Source organism: Anabaena sp. FACHB-1391 (assembly GCF_014696755.1).
Lineage (GTDB): Bacteria > Cyanobacteriota > Cyanobacteriia > Cyanobacteriales > Nostocaceae > Dolichospermum > Dolichospermum planctonicum.
The window spans coordinates 23,620-38,591 of record NZ_JACJQS010000034.1; the positions used below are offsets into that span (position 1 = coordinate 23,620).

Here is a 14,972-nt window from a genome sequence, read left to right on the forward strand (position 1 = left end):
CCTATTAGCTATTAGCTATTACCTATTCATTATTACCTACCCCTGATATTTGAATAAGTGCCTGTACCTGTAAATTAGTTAAACTAGAAACTCGTTGATTATCTGCTAAGTTATCAATGCGAATTTTCACATCAACTATTCTATTATCTGTATTTGAACCGGGATTAGTATTAAAGATATTTTGTCTACCAACTTGTAAACCAATATCTGCAACTGTTCCCTTTATTTTTCCTGGAAAAGCTTCACTTGTGATTATTGCTTTTTGACCTAAACGAACTTTTTTAATATCAGTTTCATAGACTTCTGCAACTACATACATTTGTTGCGTTTGTCCCAATTCTAGGATGCCTCTATTGCCAATTATTTCTCCTGGCCAAGTATTAATTTTTAGAACTTGGCCATTAATAGGTGAACGGATAGAACTTAAATTTAGCTCGGCTTGAGCTTGTTGAACAGATGCTTTAGCACTTTGCAGATTTGCTTGGGCAACTTGTACATCTGTGGGGCGAATTTCTGCAATACTATTGAGTCTAGCTTTAGATTCAGTTAACTGTTTTTGCAAAGTTTCTATAGTCCGTTTCAAACTAGCATTAGCCTCATTAAGTTGTTGTTGTACAGTATCTCGACGTAATCTTTTAGTATCTGCATCAGAAGCAGAAATAGCACCATCTTGATATAATTTTTGATATCGTTTATTTTCGGTTTCTGAATTTTTTAATTCAGCTTCTAAACGAGCAATTGTGGCTTTTTGTGTGAAAAATGATCCTCGTAATTCAGCTTCTAAACGGGAAATTGCGGCTTTTTGAGCAAAAATATCACCCAATTTTGCACCTGCTTCTACTTGCTGAAGATTCGCTTGACTAACTTCTACTTGTCCTTTGGCTTTTTCTAAAGCCGCAAGATTAGGAATATAACTATCAAGAATTGCTAATACTTGTCCTTGACGAATTTTGTCTCCTTTTTTAACTAGAAGTTGATTAACTCTTATCCCTGTTTGAGAATTGGGTGCTGAGAGACAAATTACTTCTCCTTGGGGTTCTAAACGTCCTAAAGCAGCAACAGCGGTAATAGTAGGGACTAAATTAGGGGTAATAGAAGATATGGTAGAGGCTGATTTTGAAGTTTTCTGAAAGTGAAAATATGAAAGGCCATAAATAGATATTACACCAGTAGCTATGACTCCAGAACTCGCCAATATTATCGGCCAGAAACTTACAGGTTTTGTTAATGAGTGCTTTTCTCTGTGTAGCATAATTTTGTCTTTTAAGTTAGGAAACATGACAATTTATGACTCTAAATAAGAGACAGAAAAGACATTACACTTGATAGCATCTCTTGATAACCTTGGGTCTAATATAATATCCAGCAAAATACTATTAATCAAAATCTTGCTGATTTTTTAAAACTTGATGATTATATAAAATACTTAATTACTTAAAGATCAAAATTTTGACAGGTAATTGGTAATTAGTTACTGTAGGAATCATAAGTGACATCTGAAAAATTTTAGCCATTATATGCAAATATCAAATATCAAATATTATTCCTAATAATACCAATTACCAACATCGAGATTTTTATTTATTTAGGACTACCTCTTTCTCTTTTTTCTTGCGCATAATTGCCAAGTATTCGCTGCGTGTTCCGTCTACTCGGTAATGATCACAAATTTGACATAGTTTAAGAAGATCCAAACGACTAAAGATTTTTTGATGTTCAATAGCGTTGTCATTACGCCACCGCCAAAATGTTGTTCTATCAATTCGACGATTGCTTTCAGGCCATCTTCTCCGTGATAAAAAATCGACTAATTCATCTTCATAAAATGAGTAACCTTTTGGTAATTTGAGGAGGTCTTCTCGTAACTCATTCAGCGGGATGAGTGGATCTAATTCAGATAGTCTCATGCCAGCAAGCCCTTATAGTTTTTGTAAGTCCAATATTGCAGAAGCCAAATGTTATAATCGAGTTGAAATGTCTGAGTTGATGCTAAAACACTGTTTTAATTTCCCTGATTTAATCATATAGATTAAACTAATTTTTTGAGAATTTCAACCTATATGCAACAAGTTGTTTCATAAAACGATAATTATCGCCATATATGAAATTTGTAAAAATTGCAAGTTTTAAATTCTTGACTTATTCTTAATTTTTATTATCTCAAACTTTGGACTCAAATAAATTGAAAAATATTTTTTAATTCCTAAGATATATTTTGTGGTGACAAATTTTACAGCCAGGAAAATATATTTCTGAGGATAGATGTAAAAATGCAGAATTTAGCAATAAATACAATTCTTCAAGATATCTGAAACTCTTGATGTTAAAAACACTATTTTAAATCGGCTACTTCATTTATATTAAAAAGATATGCAATATATATGCAACTTTGGTCAAAATGGCTAAAACCTAGATAATAATGATTGTATTGGATAAGCAAAAATATTTGTCTGACTTCTCTATCAACTTTACATTTGCAAGACTTTTTCCAAGTTGCACGTAAGTTGCTAATGAGTTGTAATAGGGTTGTCACCACTGTTCAAGACGAAAATCAATAGTTTGGATATGCCTAAATGAATAAAAGTCATATCTTCTGAAATTCACTAAATTTTCAAAACCTTCTATTAACCGACTGCCCGATCAAAAGAGTGAAATATGATTATGGCTGCTTCCAAATTTGAAGCCGCTTTCGCACAGTTACAATCTGAAATTAGTAACTGTGAAAAGTCTGTAATCAAGATGATAAAGGTGAAAAAAGATATGCCTGATACCACAAAGATTAAAGATGAAATTAAAAATAAAATTCATGCCAAATTGCGAACTACTAATGTAGCCATTATTGGCATGGCTTCTATCTTTCCCCAAGCGAAGAATTTACAGGAATACTGGCAAAATATTATCCAGAAAGTGGATTGTATTACTGATGTTCCTCCTTCTCGTTGGCAGATAGATGATTATTATGATCCTGACCCCAAAGCCCAGGATAAAACCTATTGTAAACGGGGTGGTTTTCTGCCAGATATTGATTTTAATCCGATGGAATTTGGTTTACCTCCTAATATTTTAGAGGTGACAGATATTTCGCAATTACTCGGTTTGGTAGTGGCAAAAGAGGCAATGGAAGATGCTGGTTATGGTGCATCTCGCCAATTTAATCATGAACGAACAGGGGTAATATTAGGAGTAGCAATTGGTAGACAATTGGCTGTTCCTTTGGGTGCAAGATTACAATATCCTCTTTGGAAAAAGGTTCTCACAAATAGTGGTTTATCCGAGGAAGATAGTCAGAAAATTATTGAAAAAATCAAAAGTGGATATGTAGAATGGGAGGAAAATGCCTTCCCCGGAATGTTAGCTAATGTCATTTCTGGACGTATTGCTAACCGTTTAAATTTAGGAGGAATGAATTGCGTAGTAGATGCAGCCTGTGCAAGTTCACTAGGCGCATTAAGGATGGCTATTAGCGAATTAACGGAATATCGCGCCGACATGATGATAACTGGCGGTGTGGATACTGATAATTCTATTTTTGCGTATATGTGCTTTAGCAAAACCCCAGCTGTTTCTCCTGGGGATAAGGTGAAGCCTTTTGATGCTGATGCTGATGGAATGATGTTAGGTGAAGGCGTGGGAATGCTGGTACTTAAACGTTTAGAAGATGCTCGACGAGATGGCGATCGCATTTATGCAGTTATTAAAGGTGTTGGCAGTTCTAGCGATGGTAAGTATAAAAGTATCTATGCACCTCGTCCCGAAGGACAAATAAATGCTTTGCATCGTGCATATACAGAAGCAGGAGTAAATCCAGCCAGTATAGGCTTAATTGAAGCCCATGGTACAGGAACGATGGTAGGAGACCCTACAGAATTTAGCTCAATTACCACCGTTTTTAGTGAAAATAATCCCAAAAAACAGCATATCGCTTTAGGAACTGTTAAATCCCAGATTGGACATACTAAAGCTGCTGCTGGTGCGGCTAGTCTGATTAAAGCGGCTTTGGCGTTACACCATAAAGTTTTACCACCGACAATTAATATCAGTAAGCCCCATCCTAAACTGAACATTGAGAACTCACCATTCTACTTAAATACGGAGACGAGACCTTGGGTAAGTCATCCTACCCAACCGAGAAGGGCTGGAGTCAGTGCCTTTGGATTCGGTGGTACAAATTATCACGTTGTTTTAGAAGAATATGAACATGAACATCATCACCCGTACCGTTTACACCATACTCCACAATCCTTGCTACTATTTGCCCCCACAGCTTCAGCTTTGTTGTCTCGTTGTCAGCAAATCCACCAACAGCTACAGAGTGAGAGCAAAGAAAAACACTATCAACAATTAATTACTGATTCTCAGATTGGCAAGATTCCCCTTAATTACGCCAGAATTGGCTTTGTAGCCAATGATTTAGCCCAAGGGAAGGAATTACTGAAAATTGCGATTGAAGGGCTAAAACAGAAGCCTGAAGCCCAATCATGGGAACATCCTCAAGGGATTTACTACCGTCAAACGGGGATAGATATGACGGGTAAAGTGGTGGCTTTGTTTTCTGGACAGGGTTCACAATACTTAGAAATGGGGCGGGAGTTGGTAATGAATTTTCCTTGTTTGCGGCAAACATATACGCATATAGATAGTCTGTTGTGTGAAGACGGTTTACAATCTTTATCAGCAGTAGTATTTCCCCCACCAGTTATTGATAAAGCACAAAAGCAAATTCAGTTAGAAACATTGCATAAAACTGAATATGCACAGCCGGCAATTGGTGTGTTTAGTGTGGGATTATATAAAATATTGCAACAAGCTGGATTTAAACCTGATTTTGTTGCCGGTCATAGTTTCGGTGAATTAACAGCTTTGTGGGTTGCGGGTGTATTAAGTGAAGAGGATTATTTGTTCTTAGCAAAAGCTAGAGGACAAGCTATGGCTGCACCTGTAAATCCTAATTTTGATGCGGGAGAAATGTTAGCTGTTAAAGGAGATATTAGTCAAATAATAGAAGTAATCAAAAACTTCCCCCAAGTAGTTATTGCTAATAGAAATTCTCAGAAACAAGTAGTATTAGCTGGGAAGAAAACCGAAATTAAGCAAGTACAAGAACTTCTCAAAAATCAAGGATTTTCTACTTTTTTATTAGCAGTTTCCGCAGGATTTCATACACCATTAGTATCTCATGCCCAAAAACCTTTTGCCCAAGCTGTTGAAAAAGTAAATTTTAACGAACCCCAAATTCCCGTTTATACAAATATCACGGGTGAATGTTATCCTCAAGAACCCCACGCTATCCAAAAAATTCTTAAAGAACAATTGTTAAATCAGGTATTATTTCAGCAGGAAATTGAAAATATTTATGCTGCTGGTGGTTACTGTTTTGTAGAATTTGGTCCCAAAAATGTCCTTACTAATTTAGTGAAAGAGATTTTGAGTGATAAACCCCACATAGCTATAGCTGTCAATGCAAGTCATACTAAAGATAGCGATAAAATTCTTCGACAAGCCATAGTTCAATTGCAAGTAGCTGGGTTATCTTTGCAAAATATAGACCCCTACCAAGTCCCAACTAAAATTACCGAAGTTCCCCAACAACAAGTTTTGAACGTGAGATTAAATAGTACAAATATTACCGAAAAAACTCAAAAAGCCTTTGCAAAAGCTTTAGAAAACGGTTCTCATATAAGCGTTGTATCACCTCAACCAACAGTTAACGAAAAGCCTGTAACGTCATTTAATGAAAAATTAGAAGAAGCAGAAATTCAGCCCCAAAATTATGAAAAAGTTATTCATAGCTTAGAAAATTTTATCACAGAATTTAGTCAACAACAACGGGATATTATTCACGTTCATGAACAGTCATTGCACAGCCAAGCAGAATACACAAAAACGTTTTCTCAATTAATGCAGCAACAGTATTCATTATTAGAAAATAGTGAAACTACAGAACATCAAGCCAAAATTCAAGAATTAATAATTTCCAGTTCTGAACGTAACATGATGCGGTTTCATGATCATCAAGGTGATACTCTGCGTATTCATGAAAAATATCTCAAATATCAACAGGAATATACCCAGAACTATTTTCAACTTCTGCAACAACATTTTCATTTACTAACTTCAGAAAAAAAAGCCATTAATTATGTAAATCAGCCGCAAACTGTCAGCGTCACTGCGCCTCTGGGTGAGGAAAAAATCATCCCATTCATCAATAACACAGAAAAAACTATTACCGTAGTTCCCAAAATCCCAATTAACATAGATAAAGCTACCCTGAGTCAAAACCTATTAAACATAGTCAGTGAAAAAACAGGTTATCCGTTAGAAATGTTAGAAATGTCAATGGATATAGAAGCAGATTTAGGAATTGATTCCATCAAAAAGGTAGAAATTTTAGGAAGTTTATTAGAACTATATCCTGACTTACCTAAACCCAACCCTGAAGAAATTGGAGAATTGAGAAATTTGGGCGAAATTGCTAGTTATATGCAGCAGCAAGCCCAGAGAATTACTAAGTTATTAACTGAAGAAATAGTAGAGATAACAAAAACCACATCTGAGCCAAATATCCGCCGCAGTATTGCAAAATTACAGCAAATTCCTGCACCTGACAGTTTAGAATTTTCTGTTGCTGATAACCATGTTGCATTAATAACTGATAATGGTTCTTTTATTACTGAGAAATTAGCAAAAAGTTTGATAGATAAAGGCTGGAAAACAGTAATTTTAAGTTTTCCTGGTATCGAACCAAATGTTAATCAAGGAATAAATAGAGTAGTTTTAACTGATTGGAATGAAGACACTTTACAACAACAGTTAAAACAAATTAATGATAATTATGGTACTGTAGCTGCATTTATTCACCTCCACCCATTAACACCATTAGACATAGAGAAATCTATTCTTCGTCACGTTTTTTTAATCGCCAAACACCTGAAAGAATCACTCAACGAAGCCGCAAAATTTGGACGCAGTTGTTTTATTAATGTGGCGCATTTAGATGGTAAATTTGGATTAGGAGAAACCAATAAATTTAGTGCTGTTGCGGGAGGATTATTTGGACTGAGTAAGAGTATTAATCAAGAATGGGAAAATGTATTCTGTCGTTCCATTGACTTAAATCCAGACTTAGATTTAGAAACATCTGTTAAACAGATTATCGCGGAAATTCATGATCCAAACTTGTTAATTCAAGAAGTAGGGTACAGCAGCCAAGGTAGAGTTAACTTAATTGCAGATTTCACCCCATTACCAAGCACAAATTCTCTGAGAGAGATTACTAAAGATCAAGTATTTTTAGTTAGTGGTGGTGCGAAAGGAATCACAGCCCAATGTGTAATTAAAATCGCCCAAAAATATCAATGTAAATTTATTCTTTTAGGGCGTTCCAGTACAGAACCTGAACCTGTTTGGGCAGAAAATTGTAAAAATGAAGCGGAATTAAAACAGCGAATTTTAGAAGATTTCCAAGCCCAAGGGGAAAAACCAACACCAATAATGGTACAGAAAAAGTATCAACTTATTTCCTCACAACGAGAAATTAAAAATACTCTCAAAGCCATTGAACAAGCAGGAGGACAAGCAGAATATCTGAGTGTAGATATTACCAATACAGTATTATTAGAATCAAAATTGGCAGATGTAATTGCACGTTTTGGGCAAGTAACTGGCATAATTCATGGTGCAGGAAACTTAGCTGATAAACGCATTGAAAACAAATCAATTCAGGATTTTGAAAATGTTTATGCAGCTAAAATTAAAGGTTTAAAAAATCTTTTAAGCTGTGTACCAGCCAGTCAATTACAATATTTAGTTTTGTTCTCTTCTGTAGTCGGATTTTATGGAAATGTGGGACAATCAGATTATGCCATAGCGAATGAAATACTCAACAAATCAGCCCATTTAATTAAACATAATTACCCCAATTGTCATGTCATGGCTATCAACTGGGGACCTTGGGAAAGTGGCATGGTATCACCAGAATTAAAAAAAGCTTTTGCGGAAAGAGGAATTGAGACTATTACCATAGAAACAGGAACGCAAATATTAATTGATGAATTAACAAACCCTAATCAAGATACAGTGCAATTAGTGATTGGTAGTCCCTTAGTTTATATTCCCTCGACCTTATCTAATGAGTTAAAAACCTATCGCATTAAACGCCAATTAACATTAGCAGAAAACCCATTTTTACAGGATCATATTATCGCTGGTTGTCCTGTACTTCCCGCTACCTGTGGGTTATTATGGATGACAAATGCTTGTGAACAACTATATCCTGGATTTACAGCTTTTATTGCTTCAGATTTCAAAGTTTTAAAGGGCATAGTTTTTGATGAAACTTCAGCAAATGAATATGTTTTAGAAATTCAAGAACTTGCGAAACATGAAAATCAAGAAATAGAATTTGCTGCTAAAATTAGTAGTCAAACGCCAGATGGAAAAATCCGCTATCATTTTAGTACAAATTTAATTCTCAAACGAGAAATTCCCCCCTTTGCAAATTATGGAAGCTTGAACTTTAATCAGGATCAAAATTTGCTAAAAAATAATCAAGAATTGTATCAAGTAAATGCTTCTAGCCTATTTCATGGAGGCACTTTTCAAGGTGTAAAATCAGTTTTAAATACTAGTCCTAGCCAGATAACAATTGAATGCTTTTTATCAGAACCGACAGCAAAACAACAAGGACAATTTCCCGTCCAAACATTTAATCCCTATATAGCAGATGTCCAGATTCATTCTCTTTGGATTTGGACTCAACATTTTCATCAAGTTGGCTGTTTACCATCAGAAATTAACAACTTTGAACAATTTGCTAAAGTGCCTTTTGGTGAAACATTTTATGTTACTTGTGAGGTGAAATCAAAAACAGAATCTTCGGTAATTACAGATGTGATTACTTATAATCGTCAAGGACAAATTTATAATCGGATGATTGGTGCAAAAGGAACAATTTTACCTAGACAAATAGCAAAATATTAGATATTTTTCACGCAGAGACGCAAAGGGGCAGGGAAAATTAAAGTTCTAAAACTTGGTGCTTTTGCTCCTTTTTACCTTTGCGTAAAAGGTGATTTTAATTCTAAAATATGGAGAATGATCATGAAATTAATGGCACAAAATCCCAAGTTAGCAATTATTGGTATGGATTGTTTTATTAGTAATTCATCAACATTAAATAAATTTGAAAGACTAATTTATGAAACTAAGCAAGATGCAGTTAGATCTGAAGATTATCAGCAAAGTCCATTAAGTCGAGAAGTGATCAATTCTGCTCTTAAAGATGCTCAAATTAAGCCAGAAACAAAAATAGGCTTAATTATTATTTCTCCTCTAGAAAATTCTACTTTAGCTAGTTATATTTCTGCGGAAGTAGGATTTTTGTCGGTAGAAAAATCGCTCTTATCAGCTTTAGATATGAGTCAAAAATTATTAAGTAATCAACAAGTTGAAGCTGTTTTAATTGTGGGAATAGATAGAAATTACTTAATGGAAGTTAATACAGGTGTATATACTTTTAGTTATGATGAAAATGCCAAAGATATAATTAAAACAGCAGGTGTAGCCGCAGTGGTATTAGAATTACATGAAACAGCTAAACAACAAAATCGTTGCATCTATGCAGTTATTGATGGTTTGAGTGTGGTGAAACATTCTCCAAATCACCCAGAAGTTGTTACTCAAGTTTGTCAGGAAGGGTTTCAAATAGCAGATATTAAAGCCGCAGATATTGGTTATTTAGAAGTTGTTGCTAGTGGGATTCTTAACGCAGATACAGCGGAAATTCAAGGTTTAATATCAGCTTATCAGACAGAGAAAGAAAATCTCAGTTGTGCTATGGGTAGCGTTAAAGCAAATATTGGCAATACACAAGCAACTGCTGGTATATTTAGTCTCATCAAAACTGCGCTTTGTCTATATCATCGTTATATTCCCGGTGTTCCCCATTGGTCAAATCCTAAACAGCCGGAAATTTGGCGGGGAAGTCCTTTTTATGTAGCAGTAGAATCAAAACCTTGGTTTTTAGAACCTGGTGCAACTAAAAGAATAGCTGCGGTAAATATGATGGAAGAAGATAATCAAGATAATACTTATGGACATTTAATTTTGTCAGAAGAAATCAGCCAGAGAGAACGTAATAGTAAATATTTGGAACAAATGCCTTATTACTTATTTACTATTGCAGGAGATGATCCTGCTTCTTTATTAAGACAAATTACCGCACTTCAAGAAAATATTACAGGTATTTCTTGCCTAGATCAACTGGCTAGTAATTATTTTCAAAAATATCAGCGATATCAAAAATCAACTTACGCTTTAGCAATTCTATCACGACATCCAGAGGAATTAAAACGAGAAATTGAAAGGGCAATTCAGGGAGTAAATATTGCTTTCGATACTGGTAAAGATTGGCAAACTCCCCTTGGTAGTTATTTTACAGTTAATCCCCAAGGAAAAAAAGGTCATGTTGCCTTTGTTTATCCTGGTTCTTTTACTTCTTATATAGGAATAGGCAGAAATATTTTCCGTCTTTTTCCCGAACTACATAATGATGTTGTCATTAAAAGTGTTTATAATCGAGTCGCTAATATTGAAAAAATTCTCTATCCTCGTAGTATTGATAAACTATCAAAAAGACAACTAGAAACTATAGAACAAACATTAATAAATGATCCAGTTTCTATGCTGGAATCAGAAGTTGGTTTTGCCGGATTAATGACAGCAATTCTGAAAAACTATTTCCAGATTCAATCACCTTATGCTTTTGGATATAGCCTTGGTGAAACCAGTATGATGTTAGCCCAAGGTATCTGGACTAGCTTTAAAAGTACCAGTGATTATTTGAATTCATCACCTTTATTTAAAACCCGGCTATCAGGTCCTAAAAATGCAGTTCGTCAGCATTGGGGATTACCTTTAATTGATGAAAATAAAGGCGAAGAATTTTGGAGTAACTACATTTTAATCTGTTCATATTCCCAAGTAAAAGAAGTTTTAAAAAATGAAAAACTGGTTTATATACCTTTAATTAATACACCCGAAGAAGTAGTTATTGCTGGTGAAACTCAGGCTTGTCAAAGAGTGATTGAAACTTTAAAATGTGACGCTTTTCCTACATCAATTAATCATGTAATTCATTGCGAAGCAATGCAATCTGAATATGATGAATTAGTTAAAGTTAATACCTTACCAACTCAAACAGATTCAAACACAATTTTCTATTCTGCTGCTGAATATGCACCCATGAAAATTGATGGTCATTTAATCGGCAAAAATATCGCCAAAGCCCTCTGTCAACAACTTGATTTTCCGCGCTTAGTTAATCATGTCTATAATGATCAGATTAGAATCTTTATTGAAGTCGGTGTTGGTAGTAATTGTAGCCGTTGGATTAGCGAAATTCTTAAACATCAAGAACATTTAACTGTATCTCTAAATAAAAGAGGTGTAGATGATCACACCTCTATTATTAAAGCATTAGCTAAACTATTTAGTCATCGAGTTGAGTTGGATTTATCACCTTTATATTCCTTAGCTAATATCAAATTTGAACAAGACATTGCTTACAAAAATCAATCATCTTTGCTGGATACTTCCTTATTTAATTATGAACGCAGTATTAAATCTCTTCCTAATTATCAAGGTTTAAATGATAATAATCTGCGTTTGGCTAAAGCACACAGCTTTTTATTACAGTCTCGGCAAAGATCACTTCAAGAACTTAGCCTATTTCTCCAGCAGCAATTAGATTTATACAAAAAAATGGTCATACAAACAAGAAAAGAAAAGTAAATATCTAGCTTTTTGTGATGTGGAATAGGCATCTCGTACTTAAATACACAATAGTTTAGTTATCTGAGGTCAAATAAAGTGTTTAATTCCGAAAGTATGTTGAACAAATACCATCAAAAACTCAAATTTTCTCCGGCAATGAACAATAATTATCAAGGATGGCAAGGCGATTTAAATACTGTATCTTTCGATGCAGAGAACATTAAAAATAAACTGATGAATTTAGATTATCCTTGTTATATTCTGAATAAAGAAGGACAAATTGGGATTAGTAATGTCGGAAGTTTATCCTATAGTGCTAATGGTAAAACTAAGCAATTAGAAATGCTTTTAACTGTTCCTGCTATTAAGTTTCATCAATTAGGTGATCCAAGCTTTCTAGAGTTTTATGGCGTAAAATACGCATATATGACTGGTGCAATGGCTCAGGGTATTGCATCAGAAGAAATGGTAATTGCTTTGGGAAAAGCCAACATTTTAAGTTCCTTTGGTGCAGGAGGTTTATCTCCTAATCGTGTAGAAACAGCAATTGATAAAATTAAACAAGTTTTACATAACAAATCCTATGCTTTTAACTTACTTCATAGTCCCAGTGAACCTGCTATTGAACGTCGTTTAATTGATTTGTATTTACAGCATCAAATCAGAATAATTGAAGCCTCTGCATTCTTAGATTTGAGTGATAATATAGTTTACTATCGGTCTGTTGGTCTGAGTTTAAATTCAGCTAATGAAATTGAAATTAACAATAAAATTATCGCCAAAATTTCCCGTCGAGAAGTTGCTACTAAGTTCCTGCAACCTGCACCTACAAAAATTCTGAAACAATTAGTTGAACAAGGATTAATTAGCGAATTACAAGCTAATCTGGCGGCTAAAATTCCTATGGCTGATGATATTACTGTAGAAGCAGATTCAGGAGGACATACAGATAATCGTCCCTTGGTTTGTTTATTACCTTCTATTTTAGAATTAAGAGATGAAATTCAGCGTCAATATAATTATGAAAAACCCGTAAGAATTGGTGTAGCTGGTGGTATTTCTACACCCCAATCAGCACTAGCAGCTTTAATGATGGGTGCTGCTTATATTGTCACTGGTTCTATTAATCAATCCTGTATTGAAGCTGGTACTTCTGAATATACAAAAAAGTTATTAGCTGAAGCAGAAATGACGGATGTAATGATGGCTCCAGCGGCTGATATGTTTGAAATGGGAGTAAAATTACAAGTTCTTAAAAAAGGAACTCTCTTTCCCCTCCGCGCTCAAAAATTATGGGAATTATACAAAAACTATAATTCAATTGCAGAAATTCCCCCGGATGAAATAGAAAAATTAGAAAAACAAATTCTGCGAAAAACAATTTCCGAAATTTGGCAAGAAACAGCTACTTATTTATCTCAACGTCACCCGGAAAAATTAAGCAAAGCAGCTAATAATCCTAAAGTAAAAATGGCATTAATATTTCGCTGGTATTTAGGACTATCTTCTCGGTGGTCTAATACTGGAGAAAAAGGTCGAGAAATTGACTATCAAATTTGGTGTGGACCTGCAATGGGAAGTTTTAATAATTGGGTGCGTGGTTCTTACTTAGCAGATATTAATAATCGTCAAGTAGTTGATATAGCCGATCAAATTATGACGGGCGCTGCTTATTTATATCGCATTCAAAATTTGAAAATTCAAGGTTTACAAATGCCAGAAGAATTTAGTCAATATCATCCAGTATCTAACTTAAATAAATAAGCAAGTTTGTAGTTAGTGCTTTGGTGCTAATAGTGAGGGATAAATCCCTCACTACCAACTATTTTGATATTTCTGATTTAGCAAAGGGTGATAAATGTGGCTATACTTAGGAAATTGGGACAGCTAGAACAAACAATGGAAATCCTGAATCAACGAGCTAAAACATGGAACTTAGTTACTATTAGTCGTATTCAGGGAAATATTCAAGAAACAGTTCTTAGACAGTCTTTAGATATTATTCAATATCGTCATCCTGTCCTTAATTCTCATATTATTAACTCTGATAATTCCTACTATTTTCAGTCCGCAGGTATAAGAAAACTTCCTGTAAGAGTTGTTAATCTTGTAGAAATTCAGGAATGGGAAGCGGTCGTTAATGCAGAAATGAATCAAGTAATTGATAGTAGTAAATATCTACTAAGAGTTGTACTTGTAAAAGTATTAAATCAGCAGAATATCAATTATCTGATTACAACTACACATCATGCTATTACTGACGGTTTATCAAGCATCGAACTTCACTCAGAAATTTTAACCTATTGTCAAGAAATCACTGAAGATAAATCTATTCCAGTAGTTAATACTTTAGAAAATATCCCACCCATTGAAAAACTATTACCGTCATGGACAAATAGTTTTCAAAACAAACTATCTAGAATTGCTTTATTATTAAATATCGCACTTCAAAAATACTTGAATCCTCCAAAAACATTAAAAGTAGAAAATTATGTTCCCATTTCTCAGCGTCGTTGTGAAATTATTCATAGACAACTTAGCGAAGAATCAACCCAAAGGTTTATTCAAAAATGTAGACAAGAAAATACTACAGTACAAAGTGCTTTATGTGCGGCACTAATGTTAACAGTATGCAAACAAATTACTCAAAGCTATGAAGATCATATTAAAGTTAGTTGTTTATCATATATTGATTTGAGAAAAAGGTTAGAACCTAAAATTAATGCGGAAAATATGGCAGTTTTAGCAACATCTTTGATGGGATTTTATAGAATTAAGAATAATATATGTATTTGGGAATTAGCACGGAACATTAAAAAGGATTTAAATAAAAAAATAAATCAAGGGGAGATATTTAACATGATATTTCTCGCTAAACACCTGATAAATTTTGCTTTGCTCTTCCCCAATCAAGTATCGGCTACAATCTCAGTTTCTAATGTTGGTAAGGTCAATATTCCCCGTGTTTATGGTGAATTAGAACTAGAGGAAATCAGTTTTGTTGGTTCTCATGCTTTATATGCAGGAATGTTTATTGTTCATGCTGCTACTTTTCAGGAAAAAATGACCCTAAATTTTGTGTTTTCTCAACCTGCAATTAATCGTCAAACTATGGAAAAAATTGTAGATGATTGTATATCAGATATGATGAAAATCTCCTCTCATTCCTTAATAATAGGATCTGCATAAATGAATAATAA

General features: G+C 34.3%; 6 protein-coding genes. 4 read left to right on the top strand and 2 right to left on the bottom strand.

Annotation, left to right across the window (positions count from 1 at the left end; genetic code table 11):
- Window positions 1–22: 22 nt before the first annotated feature.
- Both H6F62_RS15550 and H6F62_RS15555 read right to left on the bottom strand, forming a co-directional pair.
- On the bottom strand, window positions 23–1,252 hold the full coding sequence (locus H6F62_RS15550; RefSeq protein WP_137906801.1) for an ABC exporter membrane fusion protein: 1,230 nt from the start codon (window positions 1,250–1,252) through the stop codon (window positions 23–25).
- Window positions 1,253–1,577: 325 nt separating this feature from the next.
- Complete coding sequence (locus H6F62_RS15555) at window positions 1,578–1,907, bottom strand: hypothetical protein (protein WP_028082946.1); 330 nt, start codon at window positions 1,905–1,907, stop codon at window positions 1,578–1,580.
- A gap of 754 nt (window positions 1,908–2,661) precedes the next feature.
- Here H6F62_RS15555 and H6F62_RS15560 point away from each other — a divergent pair.
- The 4 genes from H6F62_RS15560 (at window position 2,662) to H6F62_RS15575 (ending at window position 14,961) form a co-directional block, all read left to right on the top strand.
- The gene (locus tag H6F62_RS15560; protein ID WP_190372438.1) at window positions 2,662–8,979 is read left to right on the top strand and encodes a type I polyketide synthase; all 6,318 of its coding nucleotides are present in this window, start codon (window positions 2,662–2,664) and stop codon (window positions 8,977–8,979) included.
- Window positions 8,980–9,099: 120 nt separating this feature from the next.
- Window positions 9,100–11,790 (top strand): PfaB family protein, encoded by a 2,691-nt coding sequence (locus tag H6F62_RS15565; protein ID WP_190372439.1) that lies wholly within the window; start codon window positions 9,100–9,102, stop codon window positions 11,788–11,790.
- A gap of 96 nt (window positions 11,791–11,886) precedes the next feature.
- Complete coding sequence (locus H6F62_RS15570) at window positions 11,887–13,536, top strand: PfaD family polyunsaturated fatty acid/polyketide biosynthesis protein (RefSeq protein WP_199306445.1); 1,650 nt, start codon at window positions 11,887–11,889, stop codon at window positions 13,534–13,536.
- 96 nt (window positions 13,537–13,632) lie between these two features.
- The gene (locus tag H6F62_RS15575) at window positions 13,633–14,961 is read left to right on the top strand and encodes a condensation domain-containing protein (protein WP_190372441.1); all 1,329 of its coding nucleotides are present in this window, start codon (window positions 13,633–13,635) and stop codon (window positions 14,959–14,961) included.
- The last annotated feature ends 11 nt before the right edge of the window (window positions 14,962–14,972 follow it).